This window comes from Pseudomonas sp. G.S.17 (genome assembly GCF_038096165.1).
GTDB lineage: Bacteria > Pseudomonadota > Gammaproteobacteria > Pseudomonadales > Pseudomonadaceae > Aquipseudomonas.
The window spans coordinates 5511349-5532270 of record NZ_CP151076.1 but is presented as its reverse complement, the minus strand read 5'-3'; the positions used below and the strand labels follow the sequence as shown (position 1 = coordinate 5532270).

Sequence of the window (20922 nt, the reverse complement as noted above, 5' to 3'; positions counted from 1 at the left end):
CATCATGGCAATCGTTAAATGCAAACCGACTTCCCCTGGCCGCCGTTTTGTGGTCAAGGTGGTCAACCAGGAGCTGCATAAAGGCGCTCCTCACGCACCGCTGCTCGAGAAGAAATCGAAGACTGGTGGTCGTAACAACAATGGCCGTATTACTACCCGTCACATCGGTGGTGGTCATAAGCAGCATTATCGTTTGGTCGACTTCCGTCGCAACGACAAAGATGGCATCTCTGCCACTGTTGAGCGCATTGAATACGATCCAAACCGTACCGCTCACATCGCCCTTCTGCTGTACGCAGATGGCGAGCGTCGCTACATCATCGCCCCTAAAGGCGTTAGTGCTGGTGACCAACTGATCGCAGGTGCCTTGGCGCCGATCAAGCCAGGTAACGCTCTTCAACTGCGCAACATTCCAGTTGGTAGCACCGTTCATGGCATCGAATTGAAGCCAGGTAAAGGCGCTCAGATCGCTCGTTCCGCTGGTGCTTCGGCTCAGCTGATCGCTCGTGAAGGTGTGTACGTTACCCTGCGTCTTCGCTCCGGTGAAATGCGCAAAGTGCTGTCGGAATGCCGTGCAACGCTGGGCGAAGTCTCGAACTCCGAGCATAGCCTGCGTTCCCTGGGTAAAGCTGGTGCCAAACGCTGGCGTGGCGTTCGCCCAACCGTTCGTGGTGTTGCCATGAACCCGGTTGATCACCCACATGGTGGTGGTGAAGGTCGTACCTCTGGTGGTCGTCATCCGGTATCGCCGTGGGGCTTCCCGACTAAGGGCGCGAAGACTCGTGGTAATAAGCGTACCGACAAAATGATCGTCCGTCGTCGCAAGTAAATAGAGGGATACGACAGTGCCACGTTCTCTGAAAAAAGGTCCTTTTATTGATCTTCACCTACTGAAGAAGATCGAAGTGGCGGCGGAAAAGAACGATCGCAAACCGGTGAAAACCTGGTCGCGTCGTTCGATGATCCTGCCACAAATGGTCGGTCTGACCATTGCAGTGCATAACGGTCGCCTTCATGTCCCAGTTCTCGTGAACGAAGATATGGTCGGCCATAAACTAGGCGAGTTTGCCGGTACCCGCACATATCGTGGGCACGTGGCAGACAAGAAAGCCAAGCGTTAAGGGGTAAGGAACGATGGAAGTAGCCGCTAAGTTGTCGGGCGCTCGAATCTCCGCCCAGAAAGCCCGCTTGGTCGCCGACCAGATCCGCGGGAAGAAGGTGGGCGAAGCGCTCAACCTGTTGGCTTTCAGTAACAAGAAAGCTGCCGAGATCCTGAAGAAAGTGCTGGAGTCGGCCGTAGCCAACGCCGAGCACAACGAAGGCGCAGACGTTGATGACCTTAAGGTTGCCACCGTTTTCGTCAACGAAGGGCGTTCGCTGAAGCGTATCATGCCGCGTGCCAAAGGCCGTGCTGATCGCATCGTCAAGCGGTCTTGCCATATCACTGTCAAGGTTGCTGACAAGTAACGGAGTCGAAGAGATGGGTCAGAAAGTACATCCCATTGGCATTCGCCTGGGAATCGTCAAGGAGCACACCTCCGTCTGGTACGCAGACGGTCGGACTTATGCGGACTATTTGTTCGCTGATCTGAAAGTGCGTGAGTACCTCCAAGACAAATTAAAAAGCGCGTCCGTCAGCCGTATCGATATCCATCGTCCGGCTCAGACAGCACGTATCACCATCCACACCGCTCGTCCAGGTATCGTTATCGGGAAGAAAGGTGAAGATGTTGAGAAACTGCGTCAGGACCTGACCAAGCAAATGGGTGTGCCTGTGCACATCAATATCGAAGAGATCCGCAAGCCGGAGCTCGACGGTATGCTGGTTGCGCAGAGCGTAGCTCAGCAGCTGGAGCGCCGCGTAATGTTCCGTCGTGCTATGAAGCGCGCTGTTCAGAACGCCATGCGCATTGGTGCCAAAGGCATCAAAATCCAAGTGAGCGGTCGTCTCGGCGGTGCTGAAATCGCACGTACTGAATGGTATCGCGAAGGTCGTGTGCCACTGCACACCCTGCGTGCCGACATCGACTATGCCAACTACGAAGCTCACACCACTTATGGTGTGATCGGTGTAAAGGTTTGGATCTTCAAAGGCGAAGTAATTGGTGGTCGCCAAGAAGAACTGAAACCACAAGCACCTGCGCCTCGTAAAAAAGCTGCTAAGTAAGGGGTACGCCAAATGTTGCAACCAAAGCGTACGAAGTTCCGCAAGCAGATGACTGGCCACAACCGTGGCTTGGCACTGCGCGGTAGCAAAGTCAGCTTCGGCGAATATGCGCTGAAGTCTGTTGCTCGTGGTCGTCTCACTGCTCGTCAGATTGAGTCAGCGCGTCGTGCACTGACCCGTCACGTTAAACGTGGCGGCAAAATCTGGATCCGTGTATTCCCGGACAAGCCTGTAACCAAAAAGCCTCTCGAAGTTCGTATGGGTAAAGGTAAGGGTAACGTGGAGTACTGGGTTGCCCAGATTCAGCCAGGCAAAGTCCTGTATGAAATCGAGGGTGTTACTGAAGAGCTGGCGCGTGAGGCTTTCGCCCTGGCTGCTGCAAAGCTGCCACTCGCCACCTCCTTTGTTAAACGGACGGTGATGTGATGAAAGCGAATGAACTTCGTGAAAAATCAGCACAGCAGCTGAACGAGCAACTGCTCGGCCTGCTGCGCGACCAGTTCAATCTGCGTATGCAGAAAGCAACTGGCCAGTTGGGGCAGTCTCACCTGCTCTCGCAAGTTAAGCGCGACATCGCTCGCGTGAAGACTGTGCTCAACCAGCAGGCAGGTAAGTGATCATGGCTGAAGCTGAGAAAAATGTCCGTACGCTGACTGGCCGTGTTGTCAGCGACAAGATGGACAAAACCATCACCGTTTTGATCGAGCGTCGCGTAAAGCACCCGATCTACGGTAAATACGTTAAGCGTTCGACTAAGCTGCACGCGCACGACGAAACCAATCAGTGCCACATCGGCGACAAAGTCACTATTCGTGAAACTCGTCCGGTGGCCAAGACCAAGTCTTGGGCATTGGTTGATATTCTCGAACGCGCTGTGGAAGTCTAAGGACTAGGGGTCGGAGAAATTATATGATTCAGACTCAATCCATGCTCGATGTGGCCGATAACAGCGGCGCACGCCGCGTTATGTGCATCAAGGTGCTGGGTGGCTCCCATCGTCGTTACGCTGGTATCGGTGACATCATCAAAGTAACCGTAAAGGAAGCAATTCCGCGCGGTAAGGTGAAAAAAGGCCAAGTGATGACTGCTGTTGTAGTCCGCACTCGCCACGGTGTTCGTCGTGCTGACGGCTCCATCATCCGCTTTGACGGCAACGCTGCTGTTCTTCTGAACAACAAGCAAGAGCCGATTGGCACCCGTATCTTTGGGCCAGTGACCCGTGAACTTCGTACTGAGAAGTTCATGAAGATCGTCTCGCTCGCCCCAGAAGTGCTGTAAGGAGATCCGACATGCAAAAGATTCGTCGTGACGACGAGATCATCGTGATCGCCGGCAAAGACAAAGGTAAGCGCGGTAAGGTGCTCAAGGTTCTTGCTGATGACCGTCTGGTCATTGGTGGGATCAACCTGGTGAAGCGTCATACCAAGCCGAACCCGATGTCGGGCGTACAAGGCGGTATCGTCGAGAAAGAAGCGCCAATGCACGCTTCTAACGTCGCCATTTTCAACGGCGCAACCAACAAGGCTGACCGCGTTGGTTTCAAAGTTGAAGACGGCAAGAAAATTCGTGTCTTCAAGTCGACCCAAAAAGCGGTTGATGCTTGAACACTGCTAGGTAGAAGACCATGGCACGACTAAAAGAGATTTACCGGAAGGAAATCGCTCCGAAACTTAAGGAAGAACTTAAGCTTTCGAACGTGATGGAAGTTCCGCGCGTTACCAAGATCACCCTGAACATGGGTCTGGGCGAAGCGATCGGCGACAAAAAAGTCATCGAGCACGCTGTAGCTGACTTGGAAAAAATTACCGGTCAGAAAGTCGTTGTGACTTACGCCCGTAAATCCATCGCTGGCTTCAAAGTCCGCGAAGGATGGCCGATTGGCGTTAAAGTTACTCTGCGTCGCGATCGTATGTATGAATTCCTGGATCGTCTGCTGTCGATCTCCCTGCCTCGGGTTCGCGACTTCCGCGGCCTGAATGCCAAGTCCTTCGATGGTCGTGGTAACTACAGCATGGGCGTTAAAGAGCAGATCATTTTCCCGGAAATCGATTACGACAAGATCGATGCTCTGCGCGGTCTGGACATTACTCTGACCACCACTGCTCGGACGGATGATGAAGGTCGCGCATTGCTGCGTGCTTTCAAATTCCCGTTCCGCAACTGATTGGAGTAGGAAAATGGCCAAGAAGAGCATGAAGAATCGTGAGCTGAAGCGTCAGCTCACCGTTGCCAAGTACGCCAAGAAGCGTGCCGAGCTGAAAGCTGTCATCGTTGATCTGAACGCAAGTCCAGAAGCGCGCTGGGAAGCTACAGTAGCTCTGCAGAAGCAGCCACGTGACGCAAGCGCTTCGCGCATGCGTAACCGCTGCCGCATCACTGGTCGTCCGCACGGCGTTTACCGCAAGTTCGGCCTTGGCCGTAACAAGCTGCGTGAAGCTGCAATGCGTGGTGACGTTCCAGGTCTGGTTAAAGCCAGCTGGTAAGTCGTCTTTCTCGCCGAGTTCCGGCCGGGCGCCTGCGCGTTTGGTCGGAATGAAGCCTGAATTTGAATCAAGCCCCTATTGGGGCTTGCTTCATTTCTGGGGTGCGTCTAGAATTGCCGGCTCGCCTGAGCCCGTGTTTTTCATTTGCCCGGAGTTTCTCGGCGATAAGCTGTAGCCGCAAGGCTAATTATTTTGTATTAGGAGCGTCTAGCCCATGAGTATGCAGGACCCGTTAGCGGACATGCTAACTCGTATCCGTAATGCCCAGATGGCTGAAAAGCCCGTCGTAAGCATGCCATCTTCCACGTTGAAGGTAGCTGTAGCCAAAGTCCTGAAGGACGAAGGTTACATTGCGGGTTATCAGATCAGCAGCGAAATCAAACCGCTGTTGTCCATCGAGCTGAAGTACTTCGAAGGCCGTCCAGTCATCGAAGAAGTGAAGCGCGTCAGCCGTCCAGGCTTGCGTCAGTACAAGTCCGTCGATGATCTGCCAAAAGTTCGTGGCGGTCTCGGTGTGTCTATCGTCTCCACCAACAAAGGTGTGATGACGGATCGTGCTGCGCGCGCTGCCGGTGTCGGCGGCGAAGTGCTTTGCACAGTGTTCTAAGGGGGGATAAGCATGTCACGCGTAGCTAAGAACCCCGTTAAGTTGCCAGCAGGCGTCGAAGTTAAACTCGTCGGCCAGCAGCTTTCGGTGAAGGGTGCCAAGGGCACTCTAGATCTGAATATCCATTCGTCTGTTGAAATTGTTGAAGAAGCTGGTGAGCTGCGTTTCGCTGCTCGCAATGGCGATCAACAAACTCGCGCAATGGCCGGCACCACTCGTGCACTGGTTAACAACATGGTCCAGGGCGTAAGCCAAGGCTTCGAGCGCAAGCTCCAGCTGGTCGGTGTTGGTTATAAAGCGCAAGCAAAAGGCACAGTGCTGAACCTGGCTCTTGGCTTCTCGCACCCAGTGGATTACGAACTGCCGGAAGGCATCACCGCTGAGACTCCCAACCAGACCGATATCTTCATTCGAGGTATCGATAAGCAGTTGGTTGGTCAAGTGGCCGCTGAGATCCGCGACTTCCGCCGTCCTGAGCCGTACAAAGGCAAAGGTGTGCGTTACGCAGACGAAGTCGTCCGCCGTAAAGAAGCCAAGAAGAAGTAGGGCATAGCAAATGACCGACAAGAAAGTTACCCGACTGCGTCGCGCTCGGAAAGCACGCCTGAAAATGCACGAGCTAGAAGTCGTGCGTCTCTGCGTGTACCGCTCTTCGCAGCACATTTATGCCCAGGTCATCTCGGCCGACGGCAACAAAGTCCTGGCAAGCGCCTCGACTTTGGACAAAGAACTGCGTGATGGTGCCACTGGCAACATCGACGCGGCCACTAAGGTTGGCCAGCTGGTCGCTGAGCGTGCGAAAGCCGCCGGTGTATCGCAAGTGGCTTTTGACCGTTCTGGCTTCAAGTACCACGGCCGCGTCAAGGCGCTGGCTGATGCTGCTCGTGAAGGCGGGCTGGAGTTCTAAGTTATGTCAAATAACGACCAAAAACGCGACGAAGGCTACATCGAGAAGCTGGTTCAAGTTAACCGCGTTGCCAAGACTGTAAAAGGCGGCCGTATCTTCACTTTCACCGCGTTGACCGTGGTTGGTGATGGTAAAGGGCGTGTTGGCTTTGGCCGTGGCAAGTCACGTGAAGTGCCTGCTGCGATCCAGAAGGCGATGGAAGCTGCTCGCCGCAACATGATCCAGGTTGATCTGAACGGCACTACCCTGCAGTACGCAATGAAGTCTGCCCATGGCGCTTCGAAGGTGTACATGCAGCCTGCTTCTGAAGGTACCGGTATCATCGCTGGCGGCGCTATGCGCGCAGTGCTGGAAGTTGCTGGTGTTCAGAACGTATTGGCTAAGTGCTATGGCTCGACTAACCCTGTAAACGTGGTTCACGCCACATTCAAGGGTTTGAAGGCTATGCAATCTCCTGAGTCTATTGCTGCCAAGCGCGGCAAAAGTGTCAAGGAGATCTTCTGATCATGGCTACCGTTAAAGTAACGCTGATCAAAAGCATGACCGGTCGCATTCCTAACCACAAATTGTGTGTTAAAGGTCTGGGTCTGCGTCGCATCGGTCACACTGTAGAAGTGCTGGATACTCCCGAGAATCGCGGGATGATCAACAAGGCTTACTACATGCTGCGAGTCGAGGGTTAATCGATGAAACTCAATGATCTGAGTCCAGCGCCGGGTTCCCGTCGCGAAAAGCATCGTCCGGGCCGTGGTATCGGTAGTGGTTTGGGTAAGACCGGTGGCCGTGGCCACAAAGGTCAATCCTCCCGCTCCGGTGGCACAATCGCTCCGGGCTTTGAAGGCGGCCAACAGCCGTTGCATCGTCGTCTGCCAAAATTCGGCTTCGTTTCCCTGAAGGCCATGGACCGCGCAGAAGTGCGTTTGTCCGAGCTGGCTAAAGTGGAAGGCGACGTCGTAACTGTGCAGTCCCTGAAGGATGCCAACGTGATCAACCAAAACGTACAACGTGTGAAAATCATGTTGTCCGGTGAGGTTACTCGCGCTGTCACCATCAAAGGTATCGCAGCCACCAAAGGTGCGCGTGCGGCTATCGAAGCAGCTGGCGGCAAGTTCGAGGAATAAATGGCTAAGCAAGGTGCTCTCTCAGCGCTCGGCAAAGGCGGTATGTCTGAACTCTGGGCTCGTCTGCGTTTTCTGTTCCTGGCGATTATCGTCTACCGAATAGGCGCACACATCCCGGTACCAGGTATCAATCCTGACCGACTCGCAGACCTGTTTCGACAGAATGAGGGGACCATTCTTAGCTTGTTCAACATGTTTTCCGGTGGCGCACTGGAACGGATGAGCATCTTTGCACTGGGGATCATGCCGTACATTTCGGCATCGATCATCATGCAGTTGATGACCGCCGTCAGTCCGCAACTGGAGCAGTTGAAGAAGGAAGGTGAGGCTGGTCGTCGTAAGATCAGTCAATACACCCGCTATGGCACCGTCGTCCTGGCGCTAGTTCAAGCTATCGGCATGTCCGTTGGCCTGGCCAGTCAGGGCGTTGCGTTCTCTGCAGATATCGGCTTCCACTTCGTGGCCGTCACCACCTTTGTGGCGGGGGCGATGTTCATGATGTGGCTGGGCGAGCAGATTACCGAGCGCGGTGTTGGTAACGGTATCTCGATGTTGATTTTCGCAGGTATCGTCGCCGGTCTTCCGAGAGCTATCGGGCAGTCTTTCGAGTCTGCTCGTCAGGGTGATATCAACATTTTCGCTCTGGTTGCGATCGGGTTGCTGGCAGTAGCGATCATCGGTTTCGTGGTGTTCATTGAGCGTGGTCAGCGTCGTATTGCTGTTCACTACGCCAAGCGTCAGCAGGGCCGCAAGGTCTTCGCTGCGCAGACGAGCCACTTGCCGCTGAAAGTGAACATGGCTGGCGTTATTCCGGCTATCTTCGCGAGCAGCATTTTGCTGTTTCCGGCTTCGTTGGGTTCCTGGTTTGGTCAGTCTGAAGGTATGGGCTGGTTGCAGGACATCTCGCAGTCGATCGCTCCTGGTCAACCGTTGAATATTCTGCTGTTTAGTGCAGGGATTATTTTCTTCTGCTTCTTCTATACGGCGTTGATGTTCAATCCGAAAGACGTAGCGGAAAACCTGAAGAAGTCCGGTGCCTTTATTCCGGGTATCCGTCCAGGCGAGCAGTCGGCGCGCTATATTGATGGCGTTCTGACCCGCTTGACCATGTTCGGTGCTCTATATATGACGGCCGTGTGCCTGCTTCCACAGTTTTTGGTGGTCGCAGCAAACGTACCGTTCTACCTTGGCGGGACCTCGTTGCTGATCGTGGTAGTGGTTGTGATGGACTTCATGTCGCAAGTACAATCGCACCTCGTTTCGCACCAGTATGAATCCCTGATGAAGAAAGCCAACCTGAAGGGCTACGGCAGCGGCATGCTGCGCTGAAGCACCCATAAGGTTCGAGGAGTTGGTGATGAAAGTTCGTGCATCGGTGAAAAAGCTGTGCCGTAACTGCAAGATTATTCGCCGCGAAGGTGTTGTTCGAGTAATTTGCAGCGCGGAACCACGTCACAAACAGCGCCAAGGCTGAGTGTGATCTGCTTAAGCCCAGCAGCTAGTGCGCTGCTGGGTTGATTATTTGTTATTACAGCGATATTATCTCGCGCCCTATTTCTTGGCTTCCGGGGCGTAGGTAGCTGTCAATTGGAGTCCCACTGAATGGCCCGTATTGCAGGCGTTAACATTCCAGATAACAAGCATACTGTTATCTCGTTGACCTACATCTATGGTGTTGGTCGCACCACTGCACAGAAAATTTGTGCAACCACTGGGGTTAACCCAGCGGTGAAAATCAAAGATCTGAGCGACGAGCAGATTGAACAGCTGCGTGGCGAAGTGGCGAAGTTCACCACTGAAGGTGATCTGCGTCGCGAAATCAACATGAAAATCAAGCGCTTGATGGATTTGGGCTGCTATCGCGGTCTGCGCCATCGTCGTGGTCTTCCAGTGCGCGGTCAGCGTACCAAGACCAACGCGCGTACTCGCAAAGGTCCGCGTAAGCCGATCCGCAAGTAATCGCACCAGCGCAACGACAGGAATTTAGTCATGGCAAAACCTGCTGCTCGTCCTCGTAAAAAAGTTAAAAAGACGGTGGTTGATGGCATCGCCCACATCCACGCGTCGTTTAACAACACAATCGTCACCATCACCGATCGTCAAGGTAACGCGCTTTCTTGGGCTACCTCCGGCGGTTCGGGTTTCCGCGGTTCACGTAAGTCCACCCCGTTCGCTGCTCAAGTAGCTGCTGAACGTGCTGGTCAAGCTGCGCTGGAATATGGTCTGAAGAACCTCGACGTTAACGTCAAGGGTCCAGGTCCAGGTCGTGAGTCTGCTGTCCGTGCTTTGAACGGCTGTGGCTATAAGATCGCCAGCATCACCGACGTGACGCCAATCCCGCACAACGGGTGCCGTCCGCCGAAGAAGCGCCGCGTGTAATCCAGGAGACTGTAAGAAATGGCTCGTTACATTGGTCCAAAATGCAAACTTGCTCGTCGTGAAGGCACCGATCTCTTTTTGAAGAGCGGCGTTCGCGCTATCGAATCCAAGTGCAACATCGAAGCAGCTCCAGGTATCCACGGCCAACGCCGCGGTCGCCAGTCCGATTACGGTACTCAGCTGCGTGAGAAACAAAAAGTACGTCGCATCTATGGCGTTCTCGAACGTCAGTTCAGCGGTTACTACAAAGAAGCTGCCGGCAAGAAAGGCGCTACTGGTGAGAACCTGCTGCAACTGCTCGAATGCCGCCTGGATAACGTCGTATACCGCATGGGCTTCGGCTCGACACGTGCTGAATCCCGTCAATTGGTTTCGCACAAGTCGGTCAGCGTCAACGGCAAAACCGTTAACGTTCCTTCGTACCAGGTTCGTGCTGGTGACGTGGTTGCTATCCGCGAGAAGGCTAAGAACCAACTGCGCATTGTCCAAGCTCTCGATCTGTGTGCCCAACGTGGCCGCGTAGAATGGGTAGAAGTAGACATTGAGAAGAAGTCGGGCGTCTTCAAAAACGTTCCTGCTCGCAGTGATCTGTCCGCCGACATCAACGAAAGCCTGATTGTCGAGCTCTACTCCAAGTAAGGGCTAGAAAATAGGTGCATCCATGCAGATTTCGGTAAATGAGTTCCTGACACCCCGCCATATTGATGTGCAGGTTGTCAGTCCAACCCGCGCTAAAATCACTCTCGAGCCTCTCGAGCGTGGTTTTGGCCATACCCTGGGCAACGCGCTGCGCCGCATCCTGTTGTCCTCCATGCCCGGCTGTGCAGTAGTCGAGGCCGAGATTGACGGTGTACTCCATGAGTACAGCGCCATCGAAGGTGTACAGGAAGATGTCATTGAAATCCTGTTGAACCTTAAAGGTCTGGCTATCAAGCTGCACGGTCGAGACGAAGTTACGCTGACCTTGTCGAAGAAGGGTTCGGGGGTGGTTACCGCTGCCGATATTCAGCTGGATCATGATGTCGAGATCGTTAATCCCGATCACGTAATCGCTAACCTGGCGTCTAACGGCGCCCTGAACATGAAGCTCACCGTAGCTCGTGGTCGTGGTTATGAACCGGCAGACTCGCGTCAGAGCGATGAAGACGAAAGCCGCAGCATTGGTCGCTTGCAGCTCGATTCTTCGTTCAGCCCGGTTCGCCGTATCGCATACGTGGTGGAAAACGCCCGTGTCGAGCAGCGTACTAACCTGGACAAGCTGGTTATTGATCTGGAAACCAACGGTACTCTGGATCCTGAAGAGGCTATTCGCCGCGCTGCAACCATTCTGCAACAGCAGTTGGCTGCGTTCGTCGACCTCAAAGGTGACAGCGAACCAGTGGTAATCGAACAGGAAGACGAGATCGATCCGATCCTGCTCCGTCCGGTTGACGATTTGGAACTGACTGTACGTTCGGCCAACTGCCTCAAGGCGGAGAACATTTACTACATCGGCGACCTGATTCAGCGCACCGAAGTAGAACTGTTGAAGACTCCGAACCTTGGCAAGAAATCCTTGACTGAGATCAAGGACGTCCTGGCCTCCCGTGGTCTGTCCCTCGGCATGCGCCTCGACAACTGGCCGCCGGCAAGTCTTAAGAAGGACGACAAGGCGACTGCCTGATCGTCGTAATCACCGAACGTTGTGTTTGGTAAGGAATGAACCATGCGTCATCGTAAAAGTGGTCGTCACCTGAGCCGGACTAGCTCCCACCGTAAGGCCATGTTTCAAAACATGGCGGTGTCGCTGTTCGAGCACGAGCTGATCAAAACTACATTGCCGAAAGCCAAAGAACTGCGCCGCGTTGCTGAGCCGCTGATCACTTTGGCCAAGACAGACAGTCTGGCTAACCGCCGTCTGGCTTTCGACCGTACTCGTTCGAAAGCAATCGTTGGTAAGCTGTTCAACGATCTGGGCAAGCGTTATGCAACCCGTGAGGGTGGCTACCTGCGCATCCTCAAGTGCGGTTTCCGCACTGGCGACAACGCGCCTATGGCGTACGTCGAACTGGTTGATCGTCCAGCCGGCGGTGAAGCTGTATCCGCTGAGTAAGACGTCAGTCTGAAACAAAGAACCGGGCCTTGGGCCCGGTTTTTTGTGCCTGCAAGAAAAGCACGGTTCGTACAAGTTTCCCTTTCTGGCTCTCTGCATCATGCGGACGGAAGTGAGTTAGTAATTATCTATCGACACCTACAAATTAATGAATTTGTAGGTGTAACGTTGATGATCAATACTCCCTTCCAGCCAATTAGCCGGCAGTTCAAAGACTGACAGAGGAAGTAGATTGCATGAGCCAGAATAAAACGCTTACAACCGCCAGCGGCGCACCTGTCGCCGATAACCAGAATTCCCGCTCTGCCGGCCCCCGTGGCCCGCTGCTCCTCGACGATTTCCATCTGCTTGAGAAGCTTGCCCACTTCAACCGCGAAAACATTCCAGAACGCCGCGTTCACGCCAAAGGTTCGGGCGCTCACGGTACCTTCACGGTCAGCCGCGATATCTCGCAGTACACCAGTGCGAAACTGTTCGACACCGTTGGCAAGCAAACCCCGATATTCCTGCGCTTCTCCACCGTGGGTGGCGAGCGTGGTTCGGCCGATACCGAGCGTGACCCACGTGGTTTCGCCCTGAAGTTCTATACCGAAGAAGGCAACTGGGACATTGTTGGCAACAACACGCCTGTGTTCTTCATTCGCGATCCGCTGAAGTTTCCTGACTTCATCCACACTCAAAAGCGCCTGCCGCAGAGCAACCTGAAAAGCGGGCAGATGATGTGGGACTTCTGGTCGCATTCACCTGAGGCGCTGCACCAGGTCACGATTCTGTTTTCTGATCGCGGCATTCCGGACGGCTATCGCCACATGCACGGCTTCGGTAGCCACACCTACAGCCTGATCAGCGCGTCGGGTGAGCGTCACTGGGTCAAATGGCACTATAAGACCCAGCAAGGCATCAAGAACCTGGCTCCGGCCGATGCCGCGCGCATTGCCGGTACCGATCCCGATTACGCTCAACGCGACCTGTTTGGCGCCATCGAGAAAGGTGACTTCCCCAAGTGGACCGTTTGCATCCAGCTGATGACCGAAGCCCAGGCTGCGGCGCATCACGAAAATCCGTTCGATGTGACCAAAACCTGGTCGCAGAAAGAATATCCGTTGATCGAAGTGGGCGAGCTTGAGCTCAATCGCAATCCGCAGAATTACTTTGCTGAAGTCGAGCAGGCCGCATTTGGCCCGAGCAACATGGTGCCGGGCGTAGGTCTTTCGCCGGATCGCATGCTGCAAGGTCGTGTGTTCGCTTATGCCGATGCCCATCGCTATCGCGTAGGGACCAATCACCAGCAACTGCCGATCAATGCACCACGTAACCCGGTTCACAGCTATCAGCGTGACGGTTCCATGGCATTCGGTAGCAATGGCGGTTCGGCGCCGAACTACGAGCCGAACAGCTACGCCGACGCGCCGAAGCAGGATTCCCGTTACGCTGAACCTGCGCTGGCATTGAGTGGCGCGGCTGATCGTTACGATCATCGCGAAGATGGCGATTACTACAGTCAGGCAGGCAAGTTGTTCAACCTGATGAACGCTGACCAGAAAGCGTTGCTGATCAGTAATATTGCCGGCGCCATGGCTGGGGTTTCGAATGATGTGGTGCAGCGTCAACTGCAGCATTTCTTCAAAGCCGATGCAGCTTATGGCCAAGGTGTTGCTGACGCATTGGGTGTTCAGCTGGGCTAACTCGAAGTGATAAACAGAACCGCCCTCATTTGGGCGGTTTTTCGCATCCGGTTGTCCGACTTTCGCTGCTTTTGACCACTTATTTGCTGTTTGGCAAGTGACCTCGGCGCGCAGTTGGTTCAAACTCCACACTTTAAAGCAGGGAGATTTAGGGCGATGCAAGGTCACCCGGATGTAATCGATTATCTCAAGACGTTGCTGGTCGGCGAACTGGCAGCGCGTGACCAATATTTCATCCATTCGCGGATGTACGAAGACTGGGGCTTCAGCAAGCTCTACGAACGTATCAATCACGAGATGGAAGAAGAGACCCAACACGCCGACGCATTGATGCGCCGCATCCTGATGCTCGAAGGCACGCCGCGCATGCGTGCGGATGACCTGGATATCGGCACCACGGTCCCTGAGATGCTCGCCAGCGATCTTCGCCTTGAATACAAGGTGCGTGCCGCGCTGTGCAAGGGCATCGAGCTCTGTGAGCTGCACAAGGATTACGTTAGCCGCGATATCCTGCGTATCCAGTTGGCAGACACCGAAGAAGACCATACCTATTGGCTCGAACAGCAACTGGGTCTGATCAAGCGCATCGGTCTGGAAAATTATCTGCAATCGCAGTTCTGACCCGCACTGTTCGTCACGCATGAAAAAGCCCCTGCACATAACGTGACAGGGGCTTTTTATTGCCTTGCTGTTAAGCCGTCAGGCTTTATCCCGGAGCAGCAAAGGCTTGAGGTAATGCCCGGTGTAGGATTGCTCCATTTCGGAGACCTGCTCAGGCGTGCCCACGGCAATGATCTGCCCACCCTTGGAACCGCCTTCCGGCCCGAGGTCGACCAGCCAGTCCGCAGTCTTGATCACATCCAGGTTGTGTTCGATCACCACCACGGTGTTGCCGTGGTCGCGCAAACGATGCAACACGTCCAGCAGTTGCTGAATATCCGCGAAGTGCAGGCCGGTGGTCGGCTCGTCGAGGATGTACAGCGTCTTGCCGGTATCGCGCTTGGAAAGCTCACGGGACAGTTTGACCCGCTGGGCTTCACCGCCGGACAACGTTGTCGCCGACTGGCCGAGCTTGATGTAGGACAACCCCACATCCATCAGCGTTTGCAGCTTGCGCGCCAGTGCCGGAACAGCATCGAAGAACACACGTGCTTCTTCGATGGTCATTTCCAGCACTTCGTGGATGTTCTTGCTCTTGTACTTGATCTCAAGGGTTTCGCGGTTGTAGCGCTTGCTCTTGCACACGTCGCACGGGACATAAATGTCCGGCAGGAAGTGCATTTCGACCTTGATCAAGCCATCGCCCTGACACGCCTCGCAACGGCCGCCCTTGACGTTGAACGAGAACCGCCCAGGCCCGTAACCACGGGAGCGAGATTCCGGAACGCCGGCGAACAACTCGCGAATTGGCGTAAATAGCCCGGTATAGGTCGCCGGGTTGGAGCGCGGGGTGCGGCCAATAGGGCTTTGGTCGATATCCACGACTTTATCGAGATGCTGCAAGCCGTTGATGCTGTCGTGGGTCGCCGCTTCCAGCGTGGTCGCGCCATTGAGCGCGGTGGCGCTGAGCGGGAACAGCGTGTTGTTGATCAGCGTGGACTTGCCCGAGCCGGAAACCCCGGTAACGCAGGTCAGCAGGCCGATGGGGATTTCCAGATCCACGTTGCGCAAGTTGTTGCCCCGCGCGCCCTTGAGGGTCAGCGACAGCTTCTTGTTGCGCGGCGTGCGTTTGGCCGGGATTGCGATCTTTACGCGACCGGAAAGGTATTTGCCGGTCAGTGAGTCAGGATGGGCCATCACTTCGGCTGGAGTGCCTTCGGCCACGATGTGGCCGCCATGCACGCCCGCACCCGGACCGATATCGACCACGTAGTCCGCGAGGCGAATGGCATCTTCGTCGTGCTCGACCACGATCACGGTGTTGCCGATGTCGCGCAAATGCTTGAGCGTGCCCAGCAAACGATCGTTGTCCCGCTGATGCAGGCCAATGGACGGCTCATCAAGGATGTACATCACTCCGACCAGACCTGCGCCAATCTGGCTGGCCAGACGAATCCGTTGCGCCTCGCCACCGGACAAGGTGTCGGCACTGCGATCCAGCGTCAGATAATCAAGTCCGACGTTGACCAGAAATTGCAGGCGTTCGCGAATTTCCTTGAGGATCTTGTCGGCGATTTCCCCGCGTCTGCCGGTCAGCTTCAGCACACCGAAATACTCGGTGGCGTCGCCAATCGGCATGTTGGTCACTGCCGGCAGGGTTTTCTCACCCACCCAGACGTGACGCGCTTCGCGACGCAGCCGGGTACCGCGGCAATCCGGGCAAGGCTGCGTACCGAGGAACTTGGCCAGTTCTTCACGAACTGTCGCCGATTCCGTTTCCCGGTAACGACGCTCCAGATTGGGCACGATGCCTTCGAACGGATGCGCGCGTTTGACGATGTCGCCACGGTCGTTCAAGTAGCGGAAATCCACGCTCTGCGAGCCGCTGCCGTTGAGCAGGATTTTCTGCTGTTCGGCGGGCAGCTCTTTGAACGGCACTTCCAGACTGAAGCCGTAGTGCTTGGCCAGCGATCCGAGCATCTGGAAGTAATAGACGTTACGTCGGTCCCAGCCGCGTATCGCACCCTCAGCCAGGGTCAGTTCGCCATTCACCAGACGTTTGATGTCGAAGAATTGCTTCACGCCCAGGCCGTCACAGGTCGGGCAAGCGCCAGCCGGGTTGTTGAACGAGAACAGCTTGGGTTCCAGCTCGCTGATGGCGTGGCCGCAGATCGGGCAGGCGAAGCGTGCAGAGAAAATCATCTCTTCGCCAGGCTCGTCGTCCATCGGTGCCACCCAGGCGATACCGTCCGCCAGCTTCAGCGCGGTCTCGAAAGACTCCGCCAGCCGTTGTTGCAGGTCAGGGCGCACCTTGAAGCGGTCGACGACCACATCAATGGAATGCTTTTTCTGCTTGTCCAGCTTGGGCAACTCATCGAGTTCGCACAGTCGGCCATTGACCCTGGCCCGCACAAAACCCTGGGCGCGCAGTTCTTCGAAAACCGAAAGATGCTCGCCTTTGCGCTCACGAATCACCGGCGCCAGCAGCATCAACTTGCTGCCTTCGGGTTGCGCCATGACCAGGTCAACCATCTGACTGACGGTCTGCGCTTCCAGCGGAATGTCGTGATCCGGGCAACGAGGCTGACCGACCCGCGCATACAGCAGACGCAGGTAATCGTAGATCTCGGTGATGGTCCCGACGGTGGAGCGCGGGTTGTGCGACGTGGATTTCTGCTCGATGGAAATCGCCGGCGACAGGCCTTCGATGGTATCGACGTCCGGCTTTTCCATCATCGAGAGGAATTGCCGGGCGTATGCGGAAAGGGATTCGACATAGCGCCGCTGCCCTTCGGCATACAGCGTGTCAAAGGCCAGCGACGATTTGCCAGAGCCGGAAAGCCCGGTGATAACGATCAGCTTGTCGCGTGGCAGGGTGAGGTCGATGTTTTTCAGGTTGTGGGTTCGGGCCCCACGAATCAGGATCTTGTCCAAAGTGGCCTCGCTCGGCGGGCGTCGAAAACATGGGAGTATACGGTCAAATACTGGATGGATGCACACTATCGCGGCGTAACATGAAGACCATGTCATCTATGCGCGGCAAAGCGTCGCGATATACCCCGTCAATCGATGGGACTGGTAGAATCGCCGCCGGTTCACATGAGGTTTTTCCATGCACGATCCCCACAGCGAGCGAATGAGTGGCGGCGAGACCCGCGCAGCAGGTGGTCTGGCCCTGGTGTTTGCGTTTCGCATGCTTGGCATGTTCATGGTTTTGCCGGTCCTGGCTACCTACGGCATGGACATGGCGGGTGCCAGTCCGGCGCTGATCGGCCTGGCCATCGGCGCGTACGGCCTGACCCAGGCGGTGTTGCAGATTCCGTTCGGCGTTCTTTCCGACCGGATCGGCCGGCGCCCGGTGATTTATTTCGGGCTGATTATTTTTGCCCTGGGCAGCGTGCTCGCGGCCAACGCCGACTCGATCTGGGGAATTATCGCTGGACGCATCCTGCAAGGCGCTGGCGCAATTTCGGCTGCGGTGATGGCCTTGCTGTCAGATCTGACCCGGGAACAGCATCGCACCAAGGCCATGGCCATGATTGGCATGACCATTGGCCTGTCGTTTGCGGTGGCGATGGTGGTCGGCCCGTTGCTGACCCGCGCATTCGGTTTGTCCGGACTGTTTCTCGCCACTGGCGGGATGGCCTTGCTCGGAATCTTGATCGTCGTGTTCGTGGTGCCGAAAAAGACCGGCACCTTGCAGCACCGCGAATCAGGTGTCGCACGCCAGGCGTTGGGGCCGACGTTACGCAACTCAGACCTGCTGCGCCTGGATTTAGGTATCTTCGTGTTGCACGCGATGCTCATGTCAAGCTTCGTAGCCCTGCCTTTGGCGCTGGTCACCAAAGCCGGTTTGCCCAAGGAACAGCACTGGTGGGTCTACCTTACGGCGCTGCTGATCTCATTTTTCGCAATGATTCCCTTCATCATTTATGGTGAGAAAAAGCGTCAGATGAAGCGCGTGCTGATTGGTGCCGTGGGCGTGCTGATGCTCACTGAGCTATTCTTCTGGGCGTATGGCGATAGCTTGCGAGCGCTGGTCATCGGGACAGTGGTATTCTTCATCGCGTTCAATCTGCTGGAAGCTTCACTTCCGTCACTGATCAGCAAGGTTTCACCGGCTGGCGGAAAAGGCACGGCGATGGGAGTTTATTCCACCAGCCAGTTCCTTGGTTCGGCCGCAGGTGGGATACTCGGCGGCTGGTTGTTCCAGCATGGCGGGCTCGATGTGGTTTTCCTCGGCGGAGCGGCCATGGCTGCGATCTGGCTTGCCGTCGCAGTCACCATGCGCGAACCGCCTTACGTCACGAGTCTACGCTTGCCGTTGTCGCCGCAAGCGCAGCGTGACGCAGGCCTGGCAGCGCGGTTGATGGCTGTAGCAGGTGTAACGGATGCAGTGGTGGTTGCTGAAGAGGCAGCCATCTATATCAAATTAGACACAGCACTATTGGATCGCGCGTCTCTGGAACGGATGGTCAATCCATCGACCGAAACGTGCGAAGCCTATGGTTAAGGGCAATTTAATCTGTCCCTCTTTGACTAGTTAGGGGTAATTGAATTCTTTCCAAAAATCCACTAAGGGTAATTTATTTTGTCCTCGGAGCGGGGGAGCGAAGCGCTTCCTTCGAGTGCTCGCCATTATCGCGGGCTTTCCCAGTCCGCTGATTTCAAGCTCGCGAGGCGTGTGGTGTGTTCGCCGGTCATTATTATGAGCGGCACTTCTGGGTAGGTGAAGTGGCATATAGCGAAAAGCCTGAGTCAGATTTGCGCACGCATCCCCTCGGACAGCCATTGCCTGACGCACTCGCTTCTGCCTATTCTGTGTAACCGCTGAAGCGAAATTGACCCACTGCTGGAATTCATTGACCTACCCAAAAACATCGCGGATGAAGTATCTGTGCGGGATTTCGGATGCAGCGTATAGGTTACTCAAAATCAGCAGCCTGGGGTCAAAACGGCATCAGCGCCTACATGTAGACAAGCGTTGATAGCGATTAGGGACCGTTGTCAGGTTTTCCAAAAAGCGGTCATCTCCGGATGACCGCTTTTTATTGAGGTTCTTGTTATTGAGGCTCTTGGGCCAAACACCTTATGTGATAGAGCGCCGGGCCGGACTCATTGCCAGCCACCCATTCTAGTTGGCGTTTTGTCGGGTAACCATGTCGGTGGCTTGATTCGGAAACGATCGTTCCCTATATTGAGCTCATGACGAACACATCCCACACCTCAGGCCGCCCAGGCCGCCCTCGCGAGTTCGACAGTGATGCCGCGCTCGACAAGGCTATCGCTCGCTTCAGTGAGCACGGCTATCACGGCACCTCGATCTCGGATCTGCATGCTTCTCTGGAATTGACCTCGGGAAGCATCTACAAAGCCTGGGGTGACAAGCGCGGGCTGTTTCTCGCGGCGCTCGACCGTTATATGGAAGTACGAGCGGAAGCGATCCGTTCCTGCCTTGCCGCCAAGCGCTCCGGGCGCGACAAGATCAGTGCCCTGCTGGCCATGTATGCGCAGCTCAGCAGCGGGGCTGTTGGGCGCACTGGATGCTTGGTGGTCGAGAGCGCGGTCGAGCTATCGATTTCAGACCCTGAGATTGCGAAACGCATCGCGGCCCAACAGAAGAAACGAGAGACACAGTTGCGCCTATTGCTTGAGGTAGGCCAAGCGGATGGTTCGGTTCGTCGAGAACTGGATGCAGCGGTGACTGCCAGGCTTCTGCTCACTCTCCAGCAAGGAATGCGAGTCTTGGGCAAAACCGGTTCGACGGCGAAAGATATGCAGGGCCTGATTCTTGAAATGCTGCGACTGCTCGATTAAAAAAATTTTCTCAATTAGGAAATGAACATTCCCATATTGTCTGGAGGCAACGATGACAACTAATTCTGAACAACCTGAGTACGTAGGTGCGGACTTCTTTGCGCGCACCGATTTCTGGGGCACGTTTCATCATGGCAGCACGCAGGTGGGTGACGTGAACCTTCACTATGTGGAGGGGGGAGAGGGCGCTCCAATCCTGCTTATACCCGGCTGGCCTCAGAGTTGGTATGCCTGGCGTTATGTGATGCATGAGCTCGCGAACAGTGGCCGGCGAGTCATCGCCGTTGATCCTCGAGGTATGGGTGAAAGTGACGCGCCTATCGGTAGCTATGACGCGGGCACGGTCGCAGCGGAAATTCACGCCTTTGCAGACAAACTGGGCCTGTTCGATAACGGGCCAATCGATGTCGCGGCACATGATGTCGGCGTGTGGATCACCTATGCGCTGGCAGCGGATTGGCGTTCGAACATTCGTCGCATCGCGTTGCTCGATGCTCTGGTGCCGGGGCTTTCTGCACCACGTACGGATCTGCCGGTCGCCGAAGCTAATCTGCGCAGCTGGCATTTTGCGTTTAACCAATTGGATGAGCTGCCACAGCTGCTGATCTCGGGGCGCGAGGAGGCTTTTTTGACTTGGTTATTTCGAGCAAAATCCCTTCAGTCATGGGTTATCGCACCAGAAGACATCGCCGTCTATGCACGACAGCTTGCCGCGCCAGGTGCGTTGCGTGCAGCGACGAGTTACTACCAGGCCGCATTTTCGTCTGCCGGAATCGCTGCAAACCGCAAGCGCGCAGAAGTGCCTCTCGAGATCCCGATACTCGCGTTGGGTGCCGAGCGCGGCGTCGGTGACAATATGGTGAACGCACTCCGGGCCCTGGCAATCGACGTGAAGGGGCATGTCATCAGCAACGCTGGGCATTATCTACCAGAGGAGGCTGCGAATCGCGTGGCGGCGGAGTTAATCGAATTCTTCAACGAGATGCGGGGAGCCTGAGGTTCGATCCACGACGGACGGGGTCCGCTCTCGACATCCGTCCGATGGATTCGCTTTGAACCGCCGA

The 20922-nt window shown here is 55.5% G+C and carries 30 protein-coding genes; 29 read left to right on the top strand and 1 reads right to left on the bottom strand.

What is annotated here, in order from left to right:
- Nucleotides 1-4 precede the first annotated feature (4 nt).
- The 26 genes from rplB to bfr all read left to right on the top strand — a co-directional run bounded on the left by rplB (nucleotide 5) and on the right by bfr (nucleotide 14062).
- Nucleotides 5-829 carry a 50S ribosomal protein L2 gene (rplB, locus tag AABC73_RS25750; protein WP_020290704.1) on the top strand — a complete coding sequence of 275 codons (825 nt, stop codon included), beginning with the start codon at nucleotides 5-7 and terminating at the stop codon, nucleotides 827-829.
- A 16-nt stretch (nucleotides 830-845) separates the two neighbouring features.
- On the top strand, nucleotides 846-1121 hold the full coding sequence (gene rpsS / locus AABC73_RS25745) for a 30S ribosomal protein S19 (protein WP_003232420.1): 276 nt from the start codon (nucleotides 846-848) through the stop codon (nucleotides 1119-1121).
- Between the two features lie 13 nt (nucleotides 1122-1134).
- Complete coding sequence (rplV, locus tag AABC73_RS25740) at nucleotides 1135-1467, top strand: 50S ribosomal protein L22 (RefSeq protein WP_020290703.1); 333 nt, start codon at nucleotides 1135-1137, stop codon at nucleotides 1465-1467.
- A 13-nt stretch (nucleotides 1468-1480) separates the two neighbouring features.
- Nucleotides 1481-2167: a 30S ribosomal protein S3 gene (gene rpsC / locus AABC73_RS25735; protein WP_003176422.1), complete on the top strand. Its 687-nt coding sequence runs from the start codon at nucleotides 1481-1483 to the stop codon at nucleotides 2165-2167.
- Nucleotides 2168-2179: 12 nt separating this feature from the next.
- Nucleotides 2180-2593, top strand: a complete 414-nt coding sequence (rplP, locus tag AABC73_RS25730; RefSeq protein ID WP_003444372.1) for a 50S ribosomal protein L16 — start codon at nucleotides 2180-2182, stop codon at nucleotides 2591-2593.
- Nucleotides 2593-2784, top strand: a complete 192-nt coding sequence (gene rpmC / locus AABC73_RS25725) for a 50S ribosomal protein L29 (protein WP_002555481.1) — start codon at nucleotides 2593-2595, stop codon at nucleotides 2782-2784. The genes rplP and rpmC overlap by 1 nt, the downstream gene beginning before the upstream one ends.
- Nucleotides 2785-2786: 2 nt before the next feature.
- Complete coding sequence (gene rpsQ, locus AABC73_RS25720; RefSeq protein WP_020290702.1) at nucleotides 2787-3053, top strand: 30S ribosomal protein S17; 267 nt, start codon at nucleotides 2787-2789, stop codon at nucleotides 3051-3053.
- A 23-nt stretch (nucleotides 3054-3076) separates the two neighbouring features.
- Nucleotides 3077-3445 (top strand): 50S ribosomal protein L14, encoded by a 369-nt coding sequence (gene rplN / locus AABC73_RS25715; RefSeq protein ID WP_002555479.1) that lies wholly within the window; start codon nucleotides 3077-3079, stop codon nucleotides 3443-3445.
- A gap of 11 nt (nucleotides 3446-3456) precedes the next feature.
- The gene (gene rplX, locus AABC73_RS25710) at nucleotides 3457-3771 is read left to right on the top strand and encodes a 50S ribosomal protein L24 (protein WP_020290701.1); all 315 of its coding nucleotides are present in this window, start codon (nucleotides 3457-3459) and stop codon (nucleotides 3769-3771) included.
- A gap of 20 nt (nucleotides 3772-3791) precedes the next feature.
- On the top strand, nucleotides 3792-4331 hold the full coding sequence (gene rplE, locus AABC73_RS25705; RefSeq protein WP_020290700.1) for a 50S ribosomal protein L5: 540 nt from the start codon (nucleotides 3792-3794) through the stop codon (nucleotides 4329-4331).
- A gap of 13 nt (nucleotides 4332-4344) precedes the next feature.
- Entirely contained in the window at nucleotides 4345-4650 is a 306-nt protein-coding gene (gene rpsN, locus AABC73_RS25700) for a 30S ribosomal protein S14 (RefSeq protein WP_020290699.1), read from the top strand.
- A 214-nt stretch (nucleotides 4651-4864) separates the two neighbouring features.
- Complete coding sequence (gene rpsH, locus AABC73_RS25695; RefSeq protein WP_065833640.1) at nucleotides 4865-5257, top strand: 30S ribosomal protein S8; 393 nt, start codon at nucleotides 4865-4867, stop codon at nucleotides 5255-5257.
- A 12-nt stretch (nucleotides 5258-5269) separates the two neighbouring features.
- Nucleotides 5270-5803 carry a 50S ribosomal protein L6 gene (gene rplF, locus AABC73_RS25690; protein ID WP_020290697.1) on the top strand — a complete coding sequence of 178 codons (534 nt, stop codon included), beginning with the start codon at nucleotides 5270-5272 and terminating at the stop codon, nucleotides 5801-5803.
- A 10-nt stretch (nucleotides 5804-5813) separates the two neighbouring features.
- Nucleotides 5814-6164, top strand: coding sequence for a 50S ribosomal protein L18 (rplR, locus tag AABC73_RS25685; RefSeq protein ID WP_341521475.1), 351 nt, complete (start codon nucleotides 5814-5816; stop codon nucleotides 6162-6164).
- A 3-nt stretch (nucleotides 6165-6167) separates the two neighbouring features.
- Entirely contained in the window at nucleotides 6168-6668 is a 501-nt protein-coding gene (rpsE, locus tag AABC73_RS25680) for a 30S ribosomal protein S5 (protein ID WP_003186035.1), read from the top strand.
- A gap of 2 nt (nucleotides 6669-6670) precedes the next feature.
- Complete coding sequence (rpmD, locus tag AABC73_RS25675) at nucleotides 6671-6847, top strand: 50S ribosomal protein L30 (protein WP_003186033.1); 177 nt, start codon at nucleotides 6671-6673, stop codon at nucleotides 6845-6847.
- A 3-nt stretch (nucleotides 6848-6850) separates the two neighbouring features.
- The gene (rplO, locus tag AABC73_RS25670) at nucleotides 6851-7285 is read left to right on the top strand and encodes a 50S ribosomal protein L15 (RefSeq protein ID WP_020290695.1); all 435 of its coding nucleotides are present in this window, start codon (nucleotides 6851-6853) and stop codon (nucleotides 7283-7285) included.
- Nucleotides 7286-8614, top strand: coding sequence for a preprotein translocase subunit SecY (secY, locus tag AABC73_RS25665; protein ID WP_020290694.1), 1329 nt, complete (start codon nucleotides 7286-7288; stop codon nucleotides 8612-8614).
- A gap of 28 nt (nucleotides 8615-8642) precedes the next feature.
- Nucleotides 8643-8759 carry a 50S ribosomal protein L36 gene (gene rpmJ, locus AABC73_RS25660; RefSeq protein WP_002555468.1) on the top strand — a complete coding sequence of 39 codons (117 nt, stop codon included), beginning with the start codon at nucleotides 8643-8645 and terminating at the stop codon, nucleotides 8757-8759.
- A gap of 128 nt (nucleotides 8760-8887) precedes the next feature.
- Nucleotides 8888-9244 carry a 30S ribosomal protein S13 gene (gene rpsM / locus AABC73_RS25655; RefSeq protein ID WP_002555467.1) on the top strand — a complete coding sequence of 119 codons (357 nt, stop codon included), beginning with the start codon at nucleotides 8888-8890 and terminating at the stop codon, nucleotides 9242-9244.
- A 30-nt stretch (nucleotides 9245-9274) separates the two neighbouring features.
- Nucleotides 9275-9664, top strand: a complete 390-nt coding sequence (gene rpsK / locus AABC73_RS25650; RefSeq protein WP_002555466.1) for a 30S ribosomal protein S11 — start codon at nucleotides 9275-9277, stop codon at nucleotides 9662-9664.
- An 18-nt stretch (nucleotides 9665-9682) separates the two neighbouring features.
- Nucleotides 9683-10303 (top strand): 30S ribosomal protein S4, encoded by a 621-nt coding sequence (gene rpsD / locus AABC73_RS25645; RefSeq protein ID WP_020290692.1) that lies wholly within the window; start codon nucleotides 9683-9685, stop codon nucleotides 10301-10303.
- A gap of 22 nt (nucleotides 10304-10325) precedes the next feature.
- Nucleotides 10326-11327, top strand: coding sequence for a DNA-directed RNA polymerase subunit alpha (rpoA, locus tag AABC73_RS25640; protein WP_003176403.1), 1002 nt, complete (start codon nucleotides 10326-10328; stop codon nucleotides 11325-11327).
- A gap of 42 nt (nucleotides 11328-11369) precedes the next feature.
- Nucleotides 11370-11756 (top strand): 50S ribosomal protein L17, encoded by a 387-nt coding sequence (gene rplQ / locus AABC73_RS25635; protein ID WP_008145500.1) that lies wholly within the window; start codon nucleotides 11370-11372, stop codon nucleotides 11754-11756.
- A 236-nt stretch (nucleotides 11757-11992) separates the two neighbouring features.
- The gene (locus AABC73_RS25630; RefSeq protein WP_341521474.1) at nucleotides 11993-13441 is read left to right on the top strand and encodes a catalase; all 1449 of its coding nucleotides are present in this window, start codon (nucleotides 11993-11995) and stop codon (nucleotides 13439-13441) included.
- A 156-nt stretch (nucleotides 13442-13597) separates the two neighbouring features.
- The gene (gene bfr, locus AABC73_RS25625; protein ID WP_020290690.1) at nucleotides 13598-14062 is read left to right on the top strand and encodes a bacterioferritin; all 465 of its coding nucleotides are present in this window, start codon (nucleotides 13598-13600) and stop codon (nucleotides 14060-14062) included.
- A 78-nt stretch (nucleotides 14063-14140) separates the two neighbouring features.
- Here bfr and uvrA read toward each other — a convergent pair whose 3' ends face one another.
- A complete protein-coding gene (gene uvrA, locus AABC73_RS25620) occupies nucleotides 14141-16975 on the bottom strand; it encodes an excinuclease ABC subunit UvrA (protein WP_020290689.1) in 2835 nt (944 codons plus the stop codon).
- A gap of 178 nt (nucleotides 16976-17153) precedes the next feature.
- On the opposite strand from uvrA, the gene AABC73_RS25615 reads away from it, so the two are divergent.
- The 3 genes from AABC73_RS25615 to AABC73_RS25605 all read left to right on the top strand — a co-directional run bounded on the left by AABC73_RS25615 (nucleotide 17154) and on the right by AABC73_RS25605 (nucleotide 20855).
- Entirely contained in the window at nucleotides 17154-18554 is a 1401-nt protein-coding gene (locus AABC73_RS25615) for an MFS transporter (protein ID WP_341521473.1), read from the top strand.
- 692 nt (nucleotides 18555-19246) lie between these two features.
- Nucleotides 19247-19858, top strand: a complete 612-nt coding sequence (locus AABC73_RS25610) for a TetR/AcrR family transcriptional regulator (RefSeq protein WP_341521472.1) — start codon at nucleotides 19247-19249, stop codon at nucleotides 19856-19858.
- A 52-nt stretch (nucleotides 19859-19910) separates the two neighbouring features.
- The gene (locus AABC73_RS25605) at nucleotides 19911-20855 is read left to right on the top strand and encodes an alpha/beta hydrolase (protein WP_341521471.1); all 945 of its coding nucleotides are present in this window, start codon (nucleotides 19911-19913) and stop codon (nucleotides 20853-20855) included.
- The last annotated feature ends 67 nt before the right edge of the window (nucleotides 20856-20922 follow it).

Bases quoted from the DNA above. Each gene is read 5' to 3' on its own strand.
- rplX (WP_020290701.1), top strand. From the start codon at position 3,457: ATGCAAAAGATTCGTCGTGACGACGAGATCATCGTGATCGCCGGCAAA.
- rplO (WP_020290695.1), top strand. From the start codon at position 6,851: ATGAAACTCAATGATCTGAGTCCAGCGCCGGGTTCCCGTCGCGAAAAG.
- rplN (WP_002555479.1), top strand. From the start codon at position 3,077: ATGATTCAGACTCAATCCATGCTCGATGTGGCCGATAACAGCGGCGCA.
- secY (WP_020290694.1), top strand. From the start codon at position 7,286: ATGGCTAAGCAAGGTGCTCTCTCAGCGCTCGGCAAAGGCGGTATGTCT.
- rplQ (WP_008145500.1), top strand. From the start codon at position 11,370: ATGCGTCATCGTAAAAGTGGTCGTCACCTGAGCCGGACTAGCTCCCAC.
- rplB (WP_020290704.1), top strand. From the start codon at position 5: ATGGCAATCGTTAAATGCAAACCGACTTCCCCTGGCCGCCGTTTTGTG.
- rplF (WP_020290697.1), top strand. From the start codon at position 5,270: ATGTCACGCGTAGCTAAGAACCCCGTTAAGTTGCCAGCAGGCGTCGAA.
- rpsC (WP_003176422.1), top strand. From the start codon at position 1,481: ATGGGTCAGAAAGTACATCCCATTGGCATTCGCCTGGGAATCGTCAAG.
- rpoA (WP_003176403.1), top strand. From the start codon at position 10,326: ATGCAGATTTCGGTAAATGAGTTCCTGACACCCCGCCATATTGATGTG.
- rpsE (WP_003186035.1), top strand. From the start codon at position 6,168: ATGTCAAATAACGACCAAAAACGCGACGAAGGCTACATCGAGAAGCTG.
- rpmC (WP_002555481.1), top strand. From the start codon at position 2,593: ATGAAAGCGAATGAACTTCGTGAAAAATCAGCACAGCAGCTGAACGAG.
- rplV (WP_020290703.1), top strand. From the start codon at position 1,135: ATGGAAGTAGCCGCTAAGTTGTCGGGCGCTCGAATCTCCGCCCAGAAA.
- rpsM (WP_002555467.1), top strand. From the start codon at position 8,888: ATGGCCCGTATTGCAGGCGTTAACATTCCAGATAACAAGCATACTGTT.
- rpsH (WP_065833640.1), top strand. From the start codon at position 4,865: ATGAGTATGCAGGACCCGTTAGCGGACATGCTAACTCGTATCCGTAAT.
- rpmJ (WP_002555468.1), top strand. From the start codon at position 8,643: ATGAAAGTTCGTGCATCGGTGAAAAAGCTGTGCCGTAACTGCAAGATT.
- AABC73_RS25630 (WP_341521474.1), top strand. From the start codon at position 11,993: ATGAGCCAGAATAAAACGCTTACAACCGCCAGCGGCGCACCTGTCGCC.
- rplP (WP_003444372.1), top strand. From the start codon at position 2,180: ATGTTGCAACCAAAGCGTACGAAGTTCCGCAAGCAGATGACTGGCCAC.
- rpsK (WP_002555466.1), top strand. From the start codon at position 9,275: ATGGCAAAACCTGCTGCTCGTCCTCGTAAAAAAGTTAAAAAGACGGTG.
- bfr (WP_020290690.1), top strand. From the start codon at position 13,598: ATGCAAGGTCACCCGGATGTAATCGATTATCTCAAGACGTTGCTGGTC.
- AABC73_RS25605 (WP_341521471.1), top strand. From the start codon at position 19,911: ATGACAACTAATTCTGAACAACCTGAGTACGTAGGTGCGGACTTCTTT.
- rplE (WP_020290700.1), top strand. From the start codon at position 3,792: ATGGCACGACTAAAAGAGATTTACCGGAAGGAAATCGCTCCGAAACTT.
- rpsQ (WP_020290702.1), top strand. From the start codon at position 2,787: ATGGCTGAAGCTGAGAAAAATGTCCGTACGCTGACTGGCCGTGTTGTC.
- rpmD (WP_003186033.1), top strand. From the start codon at position 6,671: ATGGCTACCGTTAAAGTAACGCTGATCAAAAGCATGACCGGTCGCATT.
- rplR (WP_341521475.1), top strand. From the start codon at position 5,814: ATGACCGACAAGAAAGTTACCCGACTGCGTCGCGCTCGGAAAGCACGC.
- rpsD (WP_020290692.1), top strand. From the start codon at position 9,683: ATGGCTCGTTACATTGGTCCAAAATGCAAACTTGCTCGTCGTGAAGGC.
- AABC73_RS25610 (WP_341521472.1), top strand. From the start codon at position 19,247: ATGACGAACACATCCCACACCTCAGGCCGCCCAGGCCGCCCTCGCGAG.
- AABC73_RS25615 (WP_341521473.1), top strand. From the start codon at position 17,154: ATGCACGATCCCCACAGCGAGCGAATGAGTGGCGGCGAGACCCGCGCA.
- rpsN (WP_020290699.1), top strand. From the start codon at position 4,345: ATGGCCAAGAAGAGCATGAAGAATCGTGAGCTGAAGCGTCAGCTCACC.